Origin of the sequence: Shouchella rhizosphaerae, assembly GCF_900142675.1 — a bacterium.
In the GTDB taxonomy this organism is placed as follows: Bacteria; Bacillota; Bacilli; order Bacillales; family Bacillaceae_D; genus Shouchella; species Shouchella rhizosphaerae.
In genome coordinates this window covers 320527-336728 of sequence record NZ_FRBS01000001.1, presented here as the reverse complement: position 1 = coordinate 336728, position 16202 = coordinate 320527, and the positions used below count along the sequence as shown (strand labels likewise).

The window sequence follows — 16202 nt, the reverse complement described above, 5'->3', positions numbered from 1 at the left end:
ATCGGAAACGCTTGTCAGCCGAGGGGAACAACGAAGGATGCGAGCGTTTTCTTATAAAGTCTGGGGCAGATTATTTTCTGCCTTTTTTATGTTCACGGTTTTAGCATCGTCTCCACCGCCTCAATTTCCCCATTGCTAAGCGTCAGTTCAACCATTCCATGTACATCTGTTCGCCACACGATCATATTCGCCCTTTCTAGCCGCTCAACCACTTCAGGGTGAGGGTGGCCAAAGCGGTTTTGGGCCCCTGCCGAGATGAAGGCATAGCGCGGTGCCACTTGGCTAATAAACGGTTCTGTCGTAGACGATAAACTGCCATGATGGCCAACTTTTAGCACATCTACTTGCATGCCGGGATACGAGCGCATAAGCCTCTGTTCTCCTGCCTCTTCCAAATCTCCAGTGAATAGAAACGTCACCCCTTCAATTTCAGCAAATATTACGATAGAACCGTCATTTCCTGTAAAGTGTTCTCCCTCTGGTGGATGCAACACATACCAATTCTCAGCAAGCACCTCGTTTGCTCTCGTAAAGTGGAGGTTGGTTGGCGATGCGTGAATGTTTTCGAGGAGCTCAATTTCAGTTTCCTTTTCAACTGGCCCTTTCGGATAAATAACCTGTTCGACATTGATTTCATTCAACAATCCAGTTGCCCCGCCAATATGGTCGTAATCGCCATGTGTTAAAACAAGCATGTCTATTTTGCTGATGCCTTTCGCTTTTAAAAATGGAGCAATGACATCACTGCCTGGGTCGAACGTGTTTTTCCGTTGCTGCCAGTCTTCTTCCTCGCCATAAGCTGCCACTCCCCCAGTATCGATCATATAAATCCCTTTTCGGTAAGGGAGCTCAATCAAAAAACTATCGCCTTGGCCGACATCAATCATCGTCACAGCTGCTTTTGACTGAACGTAAGGCGCTACAGCTCCAACGATTAAACAGGCAAAAAAAGGCAAAAAAGCGATCGGCAAAGGCCATTTTTGTTCCTGCCAATGGACAAAAGCAAAAGCAAGGGCGCCATACATTGCGACTACAAGCCATACCGGAGGTTTCCCAAGCACAAGCTGAAAAGTAGATTCACTTAGCTTAAGAAGAGTTGGATGAACAAACGTCAAAAGCGATTCGAGCAATCCAATAAACAGATTTACTTGCTCAGGAAGCCATACAAACGCAACCAGAGAGAGGAAACTAAAGGGAAGAACGATAAATGAAACAAGTGGAATATACACAAGGTTGAGGAGAAGGCTGAAAGGTGACCATTCATAGAAATGGAAAAAGATAAGTGGCAATCCGGCAAACTGGGCAATTGTTGTGACCGTGCACATTTGCCGTAAATACCCTCCGTTTGCGGTTTGAATCGTTTTAGCCGCGAAAATCAGAGCAAACGATACGAGAAACGAAAGTTGAAAACCGAGTTGGAACAGTTTGTAAGGATCCAACAACAGATAGAGGAAATAGATCGTAGCAAAACCGAATAAGGGGTGAATTCGCCATTTGCGTAAGGCAAATAGAAAAAACACGAATGCCATTGCGGACGCGCGTACTACCGGAGGCGCCGCCCCGGCGAGAATTGCAAAAATAGGCAAGGGAATAAGCATGAATAGTGCGGCACGCTCACGCGTCAAACCGATGCGGATACAGATAAAGAAAGCGGCTCCAGTCACCAAGCCAACATGCAAGCCAGAGATCGCTAGCAAGTGGATAATGCCAAGCGTTGAGTAAGCTTCAATCACGTCTTCTTCTACATAGAAACGCTCTCCAAGAGTAAGCGCCAACACAATGCCTCCTGCTTCTTCTGGAAAGGCAGCAGCCGCCTCGTGAAGCAATTGTGCTCGAAATGCCTGCAAATGGGTCAATAACGAAAGCCCGTCCGGGCGTTTGCATACAAAGGACCCAGACTCTGCCTCCAACAGCCAGTGAATTCGTTGCTCATATAAATAGCGGCTATAGTCAAATGCATAACGGTTGCGCGGAGGCGCTGGCTCGCTCAACTTTCCATTTACGTGGCAATGGTCTCCTGGTAATAATTTTCCTAAACGTTGCTCGCTTTCTGATTGCAAACGGCTTGCTAATTGCAAGCGCTCCCCGGCCGTTGTTTCAACAACTACCCGGAAGCGATTTCCATCAAGGCGAGGTGTTTCTTTTACCACTACAATAAACGCCGTTTCCTCACCTGAAAGCATGCTGACGTTGCTTTTTTTGTGCACAGTCGCCACACTAGCAAACAGAAGCAACGGCAGTACAAATGCCGTCACCGCTGCTAGCCGGCCGCTCCGCCAAGCCGCGGGCAGGAGAGCGATTGCTCCTATAAACAACGCGACAGCAACGCCAACATGGCTGCTTAAAACGAACACAACAGCTGCGCTCGCTGTGAGCAAACTGATGCACAGGCGGTTCATTTCTCTTCTGGCACATCATTGCTTGCTGAGAAATACAAGTTCTTTGTTCGCTTTACATAGGCATCCAATTCTTCTTCGCTTGCCCCTAACCGTTCAATTTCTTGCAAAAGCGCTGTTGTTAAGGCAAGCTTCTCATGGAACTGTTGATCAATGGCCGCTTCGTCTAGTTCCACTTCTATGCATGGAATGCCCGCTTCTTTGAACAACTCTTCTGCATAAGGATGGTTTTTATAGTCCTTTGCATAATAAACGCGGGCAATGCCAGCTTGAATCAGCGATTTGGTACAATGAATGCAAGGAAAATGTGTAATGTAAATTTCCGCGCCAGCGGTCGGCACACCAAATTTGGCGCATTGCAGCAACGCATTTACCTCTGCATGAACGGTACGGATGCAATGGTTGTCGACTACATAACAGCCTTTGTCAAGACAATGGTCTGACCCGGAAACAGAGCCGTTGTAGCCGCCTGCAATAATCCGCTTGTCTCTCACAATTGTGGCGCCTACTTTTAAACGTGGGCATGTGCTTCGCAGCGAAAGCAATTTGCTTTGCGCCAAAAAATATTGATCCCATGAAATACGTTCCATTGCTTTTCCCCTTTCGCTTAAATTGTAGAAGCGATCGCCAACATAAGTCAATCTTTACTTCACCCGAATCAATGGTTCAAGTGCTTCGAATGTTTTTTCGCCGATCCCGCTCACATTCATTAGCTCTTCAACTGTGGCAAATGAGCCGTTTTCTTCCCTGTATCCAATGATCGCTGCCGCTTTTGACGGGCCGATTCCTTGTAACGTTAGCAAATCTGCTTCAGTGGCTTCATTTATATTAATGGTGTCTTCATGATCTGTCTCATTCATTTCAACAGCAAGAACCGGCCCTGCCCCTTCGTCCTCACCTTCTTTTGGCACATACACAACCATCTCATCTTCAAGGCGCAAAGCTAAATTGACCGCCTCACGGTTGGCGCTGTCCGTAAAGCCACCTGCTTTTTCAATTGCTTCAAATAAACGGCTGCCCACCTCCAGCTCGTACACGCCTGGCGAAGCTACCATTCCTTTTACGTCGACGACAAGAACGCCATCCGCTGCTTCCTCTTCAAGTTCTGTTTCCTCGCTTTCCTCTAACCATGGCGGTATCTCATTGATAGTGTCATTTTCCCCTTGAAAGTCGACAAACACCAAAACGACGACAATGAGTGTACAAATCGTGACTCCGCCCCCATACAAAGCATACTTTTTTATCGGGAACGTCTTCATAAATTCCTCCTTTTTGGAATGATGAACAGGCAGGTTGGCATACGTTCATGAAAGAGCAGCTATCGAGGAGTGTGAGAATATGAATGTCGGTTTTATTGGTACAGGAAGTATGGGAAGTTTATTAATTGAATCATTTATTGATGCCGGGGCGCTGAAACAGACGAATATTTCCATCATTAACCGTTCCCCTGAAAAAGCGGCTGCGCTGAAAGCAACGTATCCAGGGATTACGGTGTCTACTTCTCTTGAAGAGATTGCCTCTACATGCGAGTGGCTGTTCCTTTGTGTGAAGCCAAAGGAAATGCCCGCATTGTTTCACGCCCTCCAGCCCCATGTGGCTGCTGATCAAATCGCCATTTCGATTACTAGCCCTATTTCTGTTGAGTCCCTTGATGCTGCTTTGCCTTGCAAGACATGCCGTATTATCCCTAGCATTTTAAACCGTGCTTTGTCTGGATCAACTTTAGTGACATTCGGGAATAAATGTACACAGGAAGACCAAGCAAATTTATTGCGTTTTGTATCGGCTGTTTCAGAGCCTTTGCAAATCGAAGAGGAGATTACTCGTGTGGCGTCCGACATTGTCAGTTGCGGACCTGCGTTCTTTTCCTTCCTTGCGCAACGATTTATCGATGGCGCGGTAAGCGAAACGTCGATCTCACAAGAAGAAGCGACCGAGTTGACGACTTCAATGATCATTGGCTTAGGAAAATTATTGGAGAGTGGCCATTACACGCTTCCCGCATTGCAAAAACGAGTTTGCGTCCCTGGGGGAATCACTGGAGAAGGGCTTGCTGTTTTAGATGATGAATTAGGGGATGGTTTTGGTTCTCTGTTCAAACGCACACACGAAAAATACGCAACTGAAAAAGAAAAGCTATTGGCGGAAGTTTTATACGAACCAAAGTAAAAAAGCAGGAGGTTTGGCTTTCCCTCCTGCTTTTTTCGTGTTATTTTGCCTTTTTCCTGCTTAAACTTTTCGACAAGAGAAAAACAACCGTTCACTCTTGCTTGTCGGTGGTTCATTTGTAAAGTCCGCGGTCACGGTTAGATCAGCGAATCCAGCCTGTTTCAGCATTTCTTTATACATTTCTACTGTATACGTTCGCTCAAAATGCGCTTCTTCCAGCCGTTCATATCGTCCATCTTGTTGCCGAACAAAAAACGTCAGTTCGTGTACGACACTTAAGGGATCTTCCCCTGCAAAACTATGCCAAATGTATGAAACTTCTTCATCTGCCTGAGCGTGCACTTCTCCAGGAAAGGCTTCCATGCGTGTAGGAGAATGGACATCAAAGAGAAGCAGGCCGCCCTTAGTTAACATGTTATAACAAGCGGCAAAAGTGCGTGTCACACTGTCCTCGTCTTGTAAGTAGTTTAATGAATCGCAAAAAATCGTCACGACATCAAATGAACCAACTGGCGGCAAGTCGCTCATATCGCCTTGATATAACAGAGGTTGGTAACCTGCTTCCTGCAATTTCGCCTGCGCTACCGCAAGCATTTGTTCTGAAAGGTCAACCCCTACTGCCGTCAAACCACGTTCATGCATCTCTAACAGCCATTCCCCTGTACCGCAGCCTAGATCTAGCACTCGGTTAGCCTGAACGCCGTACATGTTGCATGTGCGTTCAAAATAAGTGGCCCACTTTGTGTAATCAACATGACTCATGAATGCATCGTACCAGAAAGATAAATGGCTGTAGCTCATTCCTTTTCCACCCGATACGTAAAACCGTCACGCTGTTCGACTTTGCCGTCTTTGATCAGTTTGCCAAGCGCCCGTTTAAATGCCGCCTTGCTCATACCAAAACGGGCTTTAATGTCTTCAGGAGGCGATTTATCCGTATAAGGCATTCCGCCTTTACGTTCTGCCAAAAAAGCGAGAATGCGGTCAGCGTCTTCTTTTTGTTGTTCTGTACGAAGCAGCCGTTGCGTTATATTCACACGCCCATCGTCTCGTACAAATTGGACACGGCCGTGAATCGTCTGTCCAAGGCGGGGAACTTCAGCAGCTTCATCTTGATGGAGGAAACCGACAGGACCATTTTCAATGAGCAACGCTGCCCCTTCATCAAGAAAGTGGTAAACCACGCCTTTGACTTCTTTATTTAACCATGATTGATCTGCCGCAATTGCTTGGGAAGTGACAGGCGACCCTTTGACCAACTTGCCCATTAGTCGCCCTTTTTTATCCCACGTCAATGAACAAAACAATCGATCCCCTGCCGCTGGCCACTCACGCCGATCAAAAGGCAATTCATCCATCGACACAAATAAGTCCCTTGAAATTCCGTTATCGACAAAAACGCCATGCCCTTGACGCACGCTGACAACCTTTAGCCAGCCCATTTCATCGTTTTTAATAATCGGTTCGTGCATCGTTGCTGAGAGTCGATTTTGATGGTCATGATATAGAAACACACACACTTTTTCTTCCAACTCGAGAGGCTTCGTCGCCTCGTTTTGATGGAGAAGGATATCGGTATGCCCATCACTTAAGAAATAACCAAATGGCGCTTCCCGTACAACAGCCAAGTCCGCCGTAATCCCTGGCTTTAGCATTCGTTCAGTACCTCTTGCAAATCGACTTGAGCTGCGTCCCCCCACAACTTCTCGAGGTTGTAATAGAGACGTTCGTCTTTATGGAAAATGTGGACGACAACATCGCCAATGTCAATCAGCACCCAACGGGCTACGTCGTACCCTTCTAGCCGTTTAATGTCAAGCCCAGCTTCTTGGGACACTTTTTTCAATTCATGGGCAATTGCTTGCACTTGCTTTTCAGAATTTCCGTGGCAAATGATAAAATAATCGGCAATTGGTGAAATGCCTCGCATATCTAGTGCGGTAATTTGCATCGCTTTTTTGTCGTCTAGTGCGGCAACCGCCATTTTTAAATGTTCATTCAAATTCCATTGCTCCTTTCTGTTTATAAAAAGCGTTATAAGCGGATACGGTTTCCGGGTGGATGAGCTGTTTTCTATCTAACAATAAAAACATCGTTTGCCTAAGGGCAAAACAACAAGCTGCGTCTAAACTTTCCTCAGCTAATTTTCTCGCTTGTTCCACACCTGGAAAACGCCGGTTTGGTTCAATATAATCGGCAACAAATAAGACTTTTTCCAACAAACCCATGCCGGCACGCCCCGTTGTATGAAAACGGATTGCAAGCAAAATGTCTTTATCTTTAACGCCTAATTGACGTTCTGCAAAGTAGGCTCCACAAGGGGCGTGAAGCAGCTCGTTTCCGTATTCGCCCCAATGAGGCTCATGTAGCTTGTTTCGAACAATGTCTTGCATCGTTTGTACATCGTGGTATTTACAAATATCATGAAGAATCGCTGCAAGTTCAGCCTTCGATTCATCAGCACCATATTGCTTAGCAAGGGCTAGCGCCGTATCCCGAACGCCGAGAGTGTGGGTATAACGCACATCGGTCAAATGCTGTTTGACTTCATGGAGTGCTTCATTCGTTGTTATCGCCATAAAGATTCCGCTCCTCAATCAATTGTTCAACTGCCGGCGTAACAAAATAGCGAATCGGTTTGCCTTTTGCAAGCCGTTCCCTTATTAGCGAAGAAGAGATGTTGACTTCGACAAACGGGACGAAATGGATGTCCGGCTGGCTTTTCGCGCTTGCACCAGGACGGTTAAAGGCAACAAACGTCACCAATTGTTTCAGTTCATCGATCCCACGCCATTCTGGCAACATATCCACCATGTCGCCCCCAATCAAAAAAAAGAACTCATCGTCAGGATAGGTTTGCTTCAACTCGCGAACTGTATCAATCGTATACGATTTTCCTTTGCGGATTAGTTCGATGTCACAAACTCGAAAGCGCCCCTCTTGAACGAGAGCAGCTTTCACCATGTCGTACCGGTCTTTGCCAGACGTTAAACCAGCACGCTCTTTATGGGGAGGTGTCGACACAGGCACAAACCAGACTTCATCCAATTTGACTGCCGTTAATGCCTCTTGCGCGATAAGCAAATGGCCGAGATGAGGAGGGTCAAACGTGCCGCCAAATAATCCAATCCGCTTCACTCTTACCTCACTCCTCTGTTACCGGCCAGGCAACTCGATCTGTTTGTTTTCTTTTGACGGTTTATAAAGAATGATCATATTGCCAATGACTTGCACGAGAAAAGAGCGTGTTTGGTTGACAATTTCTTCCGCAACGTGATGTTTATCATCAAGGCAGTTTTGCAATACGCTAATTTTAATTAATTCTCGTGCTTCGAGGGCTTCGTTGATTTGCACAACCATGTTTTGGTTGACGCCCCCTTTGCCGACTTGAAAAATCGGCTGGACCGCATGTGACTTGGCCCGTAAAAACTGCTTCTGTTTATTTGTTAACATTTGCTAGTACCTCTCCCATTAAGTTAAATGCATACGAACAACGCGTTCCATGCATTTGCGGTTTGGTTTGCGCCCTGTCCAGTGTTCAATGGACAACGCTCCTTGATTGACAAACATGCCAATGCCATTTAAAATCCGGTTTCCTCTTTGTTTCGCTTCTTGCAAAAGCGCTGTCTCATATGGGTTATAAATTAAATCACTAACAATCGTTGCTTGCTTAAGACGGTCTAAAGCGATCGGCTGTTTGCTCGTATCAGGGTACATACCGACTGAAGTCGTATTAATTAATACGTCGTATGTTCCGAGCGTTGATTCCGCCTCGTTAAGCGGGATTGCCTCAATAGTCAAATGGCTAAACAGCTGCGCCAGCTCCTGGGCTTTTTCCGCCGTCCGGTTTGAAACAGAAATAGTGGCACGTTGTTTGCCGAGGGCGTGGATTACAGCCCTCGCCGCGCCTCCTGCACCAATGACAAGCACACGCCTTCCTGTAAGCGATTGGTCGCTTACAACCGGCAGAAGGGATTCGATGTAACCATCCGCATCTGTGTTTTTGCCGACCCAACGGCCGTCCTGACAAACGACTGTATTGACCGCCCCCATCGCTTCGGCATCTTCATCAATTTCGTCTAAATAGTCGATGATTGCGACTTTATGGGGAATGGTTACGTTAAACCCGTCGATGCCTTGCACTTTCATTGTACGTATAGCATTTCCCAATTCCTGAGGAGAAATGTCATAGGCACAATAAACAGCGTCTAACCCCATATCTTTGTAGGCTGCTTCATGCATGACTGGGCTTTTGCTATGGCCTAGTGGATGACCAATTAAACCAAATTGGCGGGTCATTTCCTCCACCTCCTGCTCCCTTTTTACGTATGGATAGAACGGCGAATCGCTACGCCAACTTCTTTTGGGGCGTGTGCTTCAACGATGGCGCCTTCCGTCTGAATCCGAATCCATCCTAACCCTGAGAAGACAATATCCATTGGCTCTTTGCCAACTTTAAACGAATGCTTCACGAGTGGGCGAACTTGTTCACCGTCTTCTTTATACGGAGGGACAAGCAGTTCGCCTCCATGCTTGCTGTACAAGTCATCTGCTTTTTCCATTTTGGTGCGGTGAATATGCAAACGATTTGCCGCATAAACAATAAACGAGGAAGGGGCCCCCTTTACAAAATCAAATCGGGCTAAGCCCCCTAAAAAAAGGGTCTGTCCTTCTTTTAGTTGATACACAATTGGTTTGATTTCTTTTTTGGGCGTAATTTCCTTTAGCCCTTTTACACTAAGCAAATGGGCATATTGGTGGCGATTAACCAGTCCAGGTGTATCCACCAACGACTTGCCATCGCCTAGAGGAATATCAATCATCGCCAGTGTCGTCCCTGGAAAGTGAGAAGTCGTAATCATCGCTTCACCCGTTTGTCCATGCATAGCGAGGATTCGGTTGATAAACGATGACTTGCCAACATTCGTACAGCCAACGACATAAACATCTCGGCCTCTTCGCATGTCGTCAATCGTTAAAGCGACATCATCAATCCCTTCCCCGGTCACAGTACTCATTAATTTTACTTCAAGTGGCTTTAACCCTAAGTCACTCGCTGATTTTTTAAGCCAGTTTGTCAACTTGTTGCGGTTCGTCGATTTAGGAAGAAGGTCAACTTTATTAGCCACAAGCAACACAGGGTTTTTACCAACAAACCGTTGGGCCCCTGAAATCCAACTGCCATAGAAATCGACGACGTCAACAACTTTTACAATTAATGCCTTTTTATGGTGAAGGGACGCAAACATCGCTTGAAAATCTTCATCGCCAATTGAAACCGGCTCAATTTCATTGTAATGTTTAAGCCTGTAACACCGTTTGCAAACTACTACGTCTCGCTTTAAAGCCGATTCTGGTGCGTAACCAAGCTTTTTCGGATCTTCCGTTTGAATGGAGACACCACAACCTGAGCAGTGCCATTCTTCCTTCGATTCCGTCATGCCTCATCCTCCCAATGTATGTACCCTTTTCTTCTCATCCATTTTAATACAATCCGTTCAACACGTCGATTTACTTTTGTCATCCAACCATCGGTGCTTGCAACAGGCACGACCAAAATCGTATACAGCCCCGCACGGTTACCGCCGAGAACATCTGTGAATATTTGATCACCAATAACGACTGCTTCATCAGTACGAACCCCCATTTGTGAGCACGCCTGCCTAAACGCTCTTCTCATAGGCTTTTTAGCGCTATGGATAAAAACCACTTTCTCAGGGTCACAAAAAGTTTTTACCCGCTTTTCATTGTTGTTTGACACAATCGTTACGTGTAAGCCTGTTTTTTCCAGTTCTTTCAACCATTGTTTGACTTCTGGTGTCGCGCCTGGCCGGTGCCATTCAACTAAAGTATTATCTAAATCGGTAATGACCGCTTTTATTCCACGGTCACGGAGCGCATTCAAGTCAATGTCATAAATGCTTTTTACGTATTGATTAGGGAGTAACTCGCTGAACACATCAGCACCTCATTTCTAAACATTCCACATTCACTAACCAATCATCAACTATACCGTTCATCCCCCATTTTATCAAACAAAACCCTTTTTTATAAAGCTTCTTATTCATGATTCGACAAAAACCATTACGAACGAAAAACTTTTCGACAAATACACCCATGCCCATTCCTGTGGATAACTTTGTTCACTTTATAAACACTTGTATATTAGGAGTTTGAGACAAAAACCCACAAAATGCTAACAGGTTATCAACGAGTCCATGTGGATAAACGAACGGTTGTTCTAGTTCCTGATACATGATAGGATTTGATTAATCATATAAGTGATTGTTAAGGTCGCGGTCATTTCTATCGACGAGGAGGTGAACCTGCTGACGCTTTAGCGGGGGACAATGGAAAATTTATCGGACGAGTTGCTAATCGAAACGTACCATAAAGCCATTGAGCTTGAACTTAACCAAGACTTCATTGATTTGATTCACGATGAACTCCTTAGGCGTTCATTAACGGACAGGATTAAACTCTCTTCATAAAGATTGATAGAAATCGCCCGCCTTGTGTGCCTTGAAGAAAAAGACGACTTTTAAAAGTCGTCTTTTTCTTCTGTCTCTTTTGGCAAAAGCTTTATATATTCACGCGGCGCAAATTCAACTGAATCATACCCTTGTATAGTAAAGCCTTCCCTTTTTTCTTTCCACGTATCCTGATCCAGCCACCAACTGCCTAGAAAAATGATCGTAAATACGCCCCCACATAAGATCCCTTTCGTTTGAGTTCGAATGAAACATCCCCGCCTTCTTTTTTTACATATAGCGTGGTCTGATTAAGGGTCGATTTATACATTTTAAAAATTAATAACAAAAAATTTAGGCTCCCCTTACGTCTTCTATCCTATTTAATAGATAAGTCAAACATCGTAAATCCTTGGTATACTAAGGGTGCACGGCTTTTTTTTTTGCGTTATAATGGCTGAGATCGTACTAAATCGATTGTTCCTATTTTCATTTCAAAGGAGGTCAGGCATGTCCAGTTTACATATAGCCATCCTCATTCCATTTATGATGGCTATTCTTATACCAATCATTTACCCGTATACAAAAAAAATCCATACTGGTTGGTTCGTTCTATTGGTTCCAACTGCCCTTTTTCTGTACATTTTAACGTTTTTACCGACAACGATGGAAGGCGGTTACGAGTACGTCTCCCTTTCCTGGGTTCCCTCACTCGGGATTAATGTCGATTTGTATGTTGACGGCCTTAGTTTATTATTTGCCTTGTTAATTACAGGGATTGGTGGATTGGTCGTATTGTATTCCATTTACTACTTGGACAAAGTGTCAGAACGCCTTCATCACTTTTACGTTTACTTGCTCATGTTTATGGGGGCTATGGTTGGCGTCGTATTGTCCGATAATTTAATTGTTTTGTATATCTTTTGGGAACTAACCAGCCTTGCTTCAGCGCTGCTTATTAGCTATTGGTTCCATCGCAAAGCGTCCGTATATGGTGCCCAAAAATCAATGTTAATCACCGTGTTCGGTGGCTTTGCAATGCTAGCCGGCTTCTGTATTCTCTACGGTATGACAGGCACATTCAGTGTCCGTGACATCATTGCGCAAACAGAAGGCCTGGCCGGTAGCACACTCTTTTTAGCGGCGATGATTTTAGTACTGCTTGGCGCTTTTACTAAGTCAGCGCAATTCCCATTCCATATTTGGTTGCCTGATGCAATGGAAGCGCCTACTCCGGTGTCCGCCTATTTGCATTCAGCCACGATGGTAAAAGCGGGCATTTATTTAGTAGCCCGGTTAACGCCTGTGTTCGGCGGCGACGCTGTATGGTTTTGGGCATTGGTGATTGCAGGGCTTGTTACACTGACGTACGGATCGATTACGGCTGTGCGCCAAAAAGATTTAAAAGGGATCTTGGCTTACTCAACCATCAGCCAACTAGGGCTGATTATGAGTTTGCTTGGAGTTGGGTCGGCTGCCCTTTATATGGAATCAGGAGAAGGGGCCGTCTTTTATTCACTAGCTATAACGACTGCAGTCTTCCATTTGCTAAACCACGCGACTTTTAAAGGCAGCTTGTTTATGGCAGTTGGCATTATCGACCATGAAACCGGCACTAGGGATATCCGCAAATTAGGCGGATTAATGACGATCATGCCCATCACTTTTGCGATTTCAGCAATAGGGCTGGCTTCCATGGCTGGATTGCCGCCATTTAACGGCTTTCTATCAAAAGAAATGTTTTTTACGAGCTTGCTACGGGCAACTGAGGGCGATTTCTTTTCATTGGGAACGATAGGCTTTCTGCTTCCTGTTATTGCTTGGATTGCTAGTGTATTTACATTTCTGTACTGTGCGGTCACATTTTTCAAGACGTTCTTCGGAAAATTCGAGCAAAGCCATTACGAAAAAACCGTACATGAAGCTCCTTTCGGAATGCTGATTAGCCCAGTGATCCTAGTAGCCTTAGTTGTTACGCTCGGTATATTTCCAAACATCGTCGCCCAATCGCTTGTTGCTCCGGCTGTCACTAGCATACTCCCCCGTTTTTCTGTGGACGAGCTTGACATCAAATTCTCGCTCTGGCACGGGATTAATACAGAATTGCTAATGACATTGGCTATCATTTTTTGCGGAAGCGTACTCTTGATCACGATGAAAAAATGGTCGCAGTTTAACATCTATAAACGTGAAAGAGACCCACTCCATTGGTTTTACGATCAAGGCTTAGACGGTCTTATTCACTTTTCGCAAACTGTCACAAGAGCGCAAATGACAGGGTTGCTAAGGGATTATTTTGTTTATATGTGTGCGTTTATCCTTTTGCTCCTCGGTTGGACATTTTGGTATGCTGATGCATGGTCTTTTAACATAAGTACTGTAGCGACAACTCCGTTTTTTGTCTATATCGTAACAGCAGTGTTTATAGTGACCACTTTGTGCCTACCGTTTATTCAAAAACGGATGACATTGATTATCTTTGCAGGAATTATCGGCTACATTATGGCACTCTATTTTGCGATGTTTCGCGCACCGGACTTGGCGCTTACACAGCTTTTAATTGAAACGGTAACGGTTGTCCTATTAATGCTCGCATTCAGGCACTTGCCAGAAATGGCGCCGGAAAAGGCGGCTCCTTCAAAGAAACTGGGCAATATTGTGATTTCAGCCGCTGTCGGGGTGACCATTACGGTTGTTGGTATTAGCGCTTATTCGCTAGGCACCGATGCTAATTTTTCTTCGATCTCCGACTATTACATCGAAAACGTTTATAAACTTGGAGGCGGAACCAATATGGTAAACGTCATCCTCGTTGATTTCCGGGGACTTGATACGATGCTTGAAGTCCTTGTGCTTGGCATTGTTTCACTTGCCGTCATCATGTTAATCAAACACCGCTTTAAAGGAGGGGAAGATGTGTGAAGTATTCCAAATCCCATGACGTGCTTCAGCAAACGCTTATTACTGTAGCCGCCTATTTTATTCTCGCCTTTGCCTTTTACTTGTTTTTTGCCGGACATAACGATCCAGGTGGGGGGTTCATTGGCGGGTTAATGGCCGCCTGTGCCTTTATTCTTATTTATGTCGTTTTTGACCGTAAAAAAGCCCACGAAGCGATCAAGATTTCATTTGTGCCATTTATTGCGATTGGCTTGTTGCTGACTGCTGCAGTTGGTTTTATCGGCATCCTGTTTGGCCAAGCCTACTTGGAACATTTCTTTGATTACTTCCATTTCCCTTTTTTCGGTAAAGTCGAATTAACGACAGCGTTGCCTTTCGACTTAGGTATCTTTTTTGTAGTCGTAGCGATGGCAATGGTTGTAACCCTAACGATTGCGGAGGATAAAGGCTAATGGAAATTTTAATGTTTATCGTCATCGGCGTTCTTTTCACGATCGGCATTTATCTTCTGCTAGCACGTAGCTTGCTTCGCGTGATTGTGTCGTTAATGATTCTTTCCCATGGCGCCCATTTGCTGCTTTTGACGATGGCTGGTCTAAATGCCGAAGCTCCACCACTTGAGCATATGGCAGACGGCGGCTACACAGACCCGCTCCCGCAAGCGCTTATTTTGACAGCGATTGTCATCAGTTTTGGAATCACTGCCTTTCTTGTAGTGCTTGGCTACCGGACATACAAAGTGCATAACACCGACGACTTAGAGAAATTAAGGGGTTCTGCCGATGAATAATATGCTAATCATTCCTGTTATTTTGCCATTTGCCATTGGAGCAACGTTGATTTTATTTGCCAACTATCGCAAGGTGCAGCGCTTCATTAGCTTGCTTGCCTCTATTGCGATATTGGCAAGCGCGCTGTTTCTTGCATATGACGCTTATACAAATGGCATTACAACACTCGAGTTCGGAAATTGGAATGCCCCATTCGGCATTGTATTCGTATCAGATTTGTTTTCCACATTTATGGTACTTCTCTCTGCTATTATCGGGCTAATTTGTTTGCTTTTCGCCTTTTACACCATCCATCCTGAACGGGAAAAGTTTTATTTCTACCCCTTTTACTTCTTTCTGTTGACTGGAGTAAACGGCGCTTTTCTCACTGGGGATTTATTTAACTTGTTTGTTTTCTTTGAAGTGATGCTGTTGTCATCCTATGCGTTAATCGTTATTGGAGGAACAGGCTACCAATTGCGAGAATCGTTTAAGTATGCAGCGATCAACGTATTTGCTTCCATCCTCTTTTTAGTTGGCGTCGCCTACCTTTATGGGATTACAGGCACGTTAAATATGGCCCACTTAGCAGTTCGGATCGGGGAAATGGAACAAACAGGGGCTTTGCAAGTGGTAGCGATGATTTTCTTTATTGTATTTGCGATGAAAGGAGCATTATTTCCCCTTTATTTCTGGCTTCCCCGCTCTTATTACGGGCCGCCAGCTGCCATTGCCGCCCTGTTTGGCGGATTGTTGACGAAGGTTGGCATTTATGCGATCATCCGAACATTTACGCTCATTTTTACAAATGATCCAGGATTTACACATACGTTTATTTTATGGATTGCAGGATTGACGATGTTTTTTGGCGTCCTTGGAGCCGTATCGCAATTTGATTTCAAACGGATTCTTTCCTACCATATCATTAGCCAAGTAGGTTATATGGTAATGGGCCTTGGCCTCTATACACGAGCCGCTATTGCTGGGGCAGTCTTTTACATTGCTCACCATATCATTGTCAAAACAGCACTTTTTCTGTTTGCTGGAGCAACACAAAAAGTGACAGGCACAACCGATATTAAGCAAATGGGCGGCTTGCTGAAGACGCACCCTTGGCTAGCGTGGCTCTTTTTAATCTGCGCATTATCCCTTGCTGGGATTCCTCCTTTGAGTGGCTTTTTCAGCAAATTCCCGCTCATCTTGGAAAGCTTAGTGATCGAAAGTTACGGGATTGCCTTTGTAGCGTTGCTCGTCGGCTTATTGACGTTGTTTTCAATGATCAAGATTTTTGTATATGCGTTCTGGGGAAAACAAGCACATACAGACGAACAGGCCTCTATTTCCGTAACAAAACTTTTGCTGCCAATCGTTCCACTGGTGATGTTAACGATTGCCCTAGGCGTTGCTGCTGAACCTGTATTTACTTATTCGCTTGCTGTAGCAGACCAGCTACTCAATCCGGAAATTTACATTCAATCTGTTTTGGGAGAGTGAGA

Annotated in this window: 18 protein-coding genes; 6 read left to right on the top strand and 12 right to left on the bottom strand. The window is 45.0% G+C overall.

The genetic code is table 11. The features are described from left to right. Positions 1-92: 92 nt before the first annotated feature. From BUC05_RS01685 to BUC05_RS01675, 3 genes are read right to left on the bottom strand one after another with little or no spacing between them, the layout of a single operon-like run. Positions 93-2399, bottom strand: coding sequence for a DNA internalization-related competence protein ComEC/Rec2 (locus BUC05_RS01685; protein ID WP_073304011.1), 2307 nt, complete (start codon positions 2397-2399; stop codon positions 93-95). After that, positions 2396-2986, bottom strand: coding sequence for a ComE operon protein 2 (locus BUC05_RS01680; RefSeq protein ID WP_011246491.1), 591 nt, complete (start codon positions 2984-2986; stop codon positions 2396-2398). Before BUC05_RS01680 ends, BUC05_RS01685 begins: the two co-directional genes overlap by 4 nt. 54 nt (positions 2987-3040) lie before the next feature. Further along, entirely contained in the window at positions 3041-3655 is a 615-nt protein-coding gene (locus BUC05_RS01675) for a helix-hairpin-helix domain-containing protein (RefSeq protein ID WP_011246490.1), read from the bottom strand. A 61-nt stretch (positions 3656-3716) separates the two neighbouring features. On the opposite strand from BUC05_RS01675, the gene comER reads away from it, so the two are divergent. Beyond that, a complete protein-coding gene (comER, locus tag BUC05_RS01670) occupies positions 3717-4565 on the top strand; it encodes a late competence protein ComER (RefSeq protein WP_257006673.1) in 849 nt (282 codons plus the stop codon). Between the two features lie 60 nt (positions 4566-4625). On the opposite strand, the gene BUC05_RS01665 is transcribed toward comER, so the two are convergent. Genes BUC05_RS01665 through BUC05_RS01625 form a run of 9 tightly spaced genes read right to left on the bottom strand, consistent with a single transcriptional unit; the run spans position 4626 to position 10524 of the window. Beyond that, the gene (locus BUC05_RS01665; protein WP_073304009.1) at positions 4626-5366 is read right to left on the bottom strand and encodes a class I SAM-dependent DNA methyltransferase; all 741 of its coding nucleotides are present in this window, start codon (positions 5364-5366) and stop codon (positions 4626-4628) included. Next, positions 5363-6220: a CvfB family protein gene (locus BUC05_RS01660; RefSeq protein WP_035203920.1), complete on the bottom strand. Its 858-nt coding sequence runs from the start codon at positions 6218-6220 to the stop codon at positions 5363-5365. The genes BUC05_RS01665 and BUC05_RS01660 overlap by 4 nt, the downstream gene beginning before the upstream one ends. Then, complete coding sequence (rsfS, locus tag BUC05_RS01655) at positions 6214-6549, bottom strand: ribosome silencing factor (protein WP_035204205.1); 336 nt, start codon at positions 6547-6549, stop codon at positions 6214-6216. The genes BUC05_RS01660 and rsfS overlap by 7 nt, the downstream gene beginning before the upstream one ends. A 10-nt stretch (positions 6550-6559) precedes the next feature. After that, the gene (gene yqeK, locus BUC05_RS01650; protein WP_035203918.1) at positions 6560-7144 is read right to left on the bottom strand and encodes a bis(5'-nucleosyl)-tetraphosphatase (symmetrical) YqeK; all 585 of its coding nucleotides are present in this window, start codon (positions 7142-7144) and stop codon (positions 6560-6562) included. After that, a complete protein-coding gene (locus tag BUC05_RS01645; protein ID WP_073304007.1) occupies positions 7125-7703 on the bottom strand; it encodes a nicotinate-nucleotide adenylyltransferase in 579 nt (192 codons plus the stop codon). Before BUC05_RS01645 ends, yqeK begins: the two co-directional genes overlap by 20 nt. An 18-nt stretch (positions 7704-7721) precedes the next feature. Beyond that, positions 7722-8018, bottom strand: a complete 297-nt coding sequence (yhbY, locus tag BUC05_RS01640) for a ribosome assembly RNA-binding protein YhbY (RefSeq protein ID WP_073304005.1) — start codon at positions 8016-8018, stop codon at positions 7722-7724. 18 nt (positions 8019-8036) lie between these two features. Beyond that, positions 8037-8864, bottom strand: coding sequence for a shikimate dehydrogenase (gene aroE, locus BUC05_RS01635; RefSeq protein ID WP_073304004.1), 828 nt, complete (start codon positions 8862-8864; stop codon positions 8037-8039). Positions 8865-8887: 23 nt separating this feature from the next. Continuing rightward, positions 8888-10006: a ribosome biogenesis GTPase YqeH gene (yqeH, locus tag BUC05_RS01630; protein WP_073304003.1), complete on the bottom strand. Its 1119-nt coding sequence runs from the start codon at positions 10004-10006 to the stop codon at positions 8888-8890. Further along, a complete protein-coding gene (locus BUC05_RS01625) occupies positions 10003-10524 on the bottom strand; it encodes a YqeG family HAD IIIA-type phosphatase (RefSeq protein ID WP_011246480.1) in 522 nt (173 codons plus the stop codon). The genes yqeH and BUC05_RS01625 overlap by 4 nt, the downstream gene beginning before the upstream one ends. A 391-nt stretch (positions 10525-10915) precedes the next feature. Between BUC05_RS01625 and BUC05_RS01620 the strand changes: the two genes are divergently transcribed. From BUC05_RS01620 to BUC05_RS01600, 5 genes are all read left to right on the top strand, one after another. Further along, complete coding sequence (locus tag BUC05_RS01620; RefSeq protein WP_035203910.1) at positions 10916-11056, top strand: sporulation histidine kinase inhibitor Sda; 141 nt, start codon at positions 10916-10918, stop codon at positions 11054-11056. Positions 11057-11545: 489 nt separating this feature from the next. Then, complete coding sequence (locus BUC05_RS01615; protein WP_073304002.1) at positions 11546-13957, top strand: Na+/H+ antiporter subunit A; 2412 nt, start codon at positions 11546-11548, stop codon at positions 13955-13957. Further along, positions 13954-14388 (top strand): Na(+)/H(+) antiporter subunit B, encoded by a 435-nt coding sequence (locus tag BUC05_RS01610; RefSeq protein ID WP_011246478.1) that lies wholly within the window; start codon positions 13954-13956, stop codon positions 14386-14388. The genes BUC05_RS01615 and BUC05_RS01610 overlap by 4 nt, the downstream gene beginning before the upstream one ends. Beyond that, positions 14388-14726: a Na(+)/H(+) antiporter subunit C gene (locus BUC05_RS01605; RefSeq protein WP_073304001.1), complete on the top strand. Its 339-nt coding sequence runs from the start codon at positions 14388-14390 to the stop codon at positions 14724-14726. The genes BUC05_RS01610 and BUC05_RS01605 overlap by 1 nt, the downstream gene beginning before the upstream one ends. Further along, complete coding sequence (locus tag BUC05_RS01600; RefSeq protein ID WP_011246476.1) at positions 14719-16200, top strand: Na+/H+ antiporter subunit D; 1482 nt, start codon at positions 14719-14721, stop codon at positions 16198-16200. The genes BUC05_RS01605 and BUC05_RS01600 overlap by 8 nt, the downstream gene beginning before the upstream one ends. Positions 16201-16202 lie beyond the last annotated feature (2 nt).

What these genes read in the sequence shown, in the direction of transcription:
- yhbY (WP_073304005.1), bottom strand. Translation starts at nt 8,018, where the DNA reads ATGTTAACAAATAAACAGAAGCAGTTTTTACGGGCCAAGTCACATGCG.
- BUC05_RS01615 (WP_073304002.1), top strand. Translation starts at nt 11,546, where the DNA reads ATGTCCAGTTTACATATAGCCATCCTCATTCCATTTATGATGGCTATT.
- BUC05_RS01675 (WP_011246490.1), bottom strand. Translation starts at nt 3,655, where the DNA reads ATGAAGACGTTCCCGATAAAAAAGTATGCTTTGTATGGGGGCGGAGTC.
- BUC05_RS01660 (WP_035203920.1), bottom strand. Translation starts at nt 6,220, where the DNA reads ATGCTAAAGCCAGGGATTACGGCGGACTTGGCTGTTGTACGGGAAGCG.
- rsfS (WP_035204205.1), bottom strand. Translation starts at nt 6,549, where the DNA reads ATGGCGGTTGCCGCACTAGACGACAAAAAAGCGATGCAAATTACCGCA.
- aroE (WP_073304004.1), bottom strand. Translation starts at nt 8,864, where the DNA reads ATGACCCGCCAATTTGGTTTAATTGGTCATCCACTAGGCCATAGCAAA.
- BUC05_RS01620 (WP_035203910.1), top strand. Translation starts at nt 10,916, where the DNA reads ATGGAAAATTTATCGGACGAGTTGCTAATCGAAACGTACCATAAAGCC.
- yqeH (WP_073304003.1), bottom strand. Translation starts at nt 10,006, where the DNA reads ATGACGGAATCGAAGGAAGAATGGCACTGCTCAGGTTGTGGTGTCTCC.
- BUC05_RS01600 (WP_011246476.1), top strand. Translation starts at nt 14,719, where the DNA reads ATGAATAATATGCTAATCATTCCTGTTATTTTGCCATTTGCCATTGGA.
- BUC05_RS01680 (WP_011246491.1), bottom strand. Translation starts at nt 2,986, where the DNA reads ATGGAACGTATTTCATGGGATCAATATTTTTTGGCGCAAAGCAAATTG.
- BUC05_RS01605 (WP_073304001.1), top strand. Translation starts at nt 14,388, where the DNA reads ATGGAAATTTTAATGTTTATCGTCATCGGCGTTCTTTTCACGATCGGC.
- BUC05_RS01665 (WP_073304009.1), bottom strand. Translation starts at nt 5,366, where the DNA reads ATGAGCTACAGCCATTTATCTTTCTGGTACGATGCATTCATGAGTCAT.
- BUC05_RS01685 (WP_073304011.1), bottom strand. Translation starts at nt 2,399, where the DNA reads ATGAACCGCCTGTGCATCAGTTTGCTCACAGCGAGCGCAGCTGTTGTG.
- yqeK (WP_035203918.1), bottom strand. Translation starts at nt 7,144, where the DNA reads ATGGCGATAACAACGAATGAAGCACTCCATGAAGTCAAACAGCATTTG.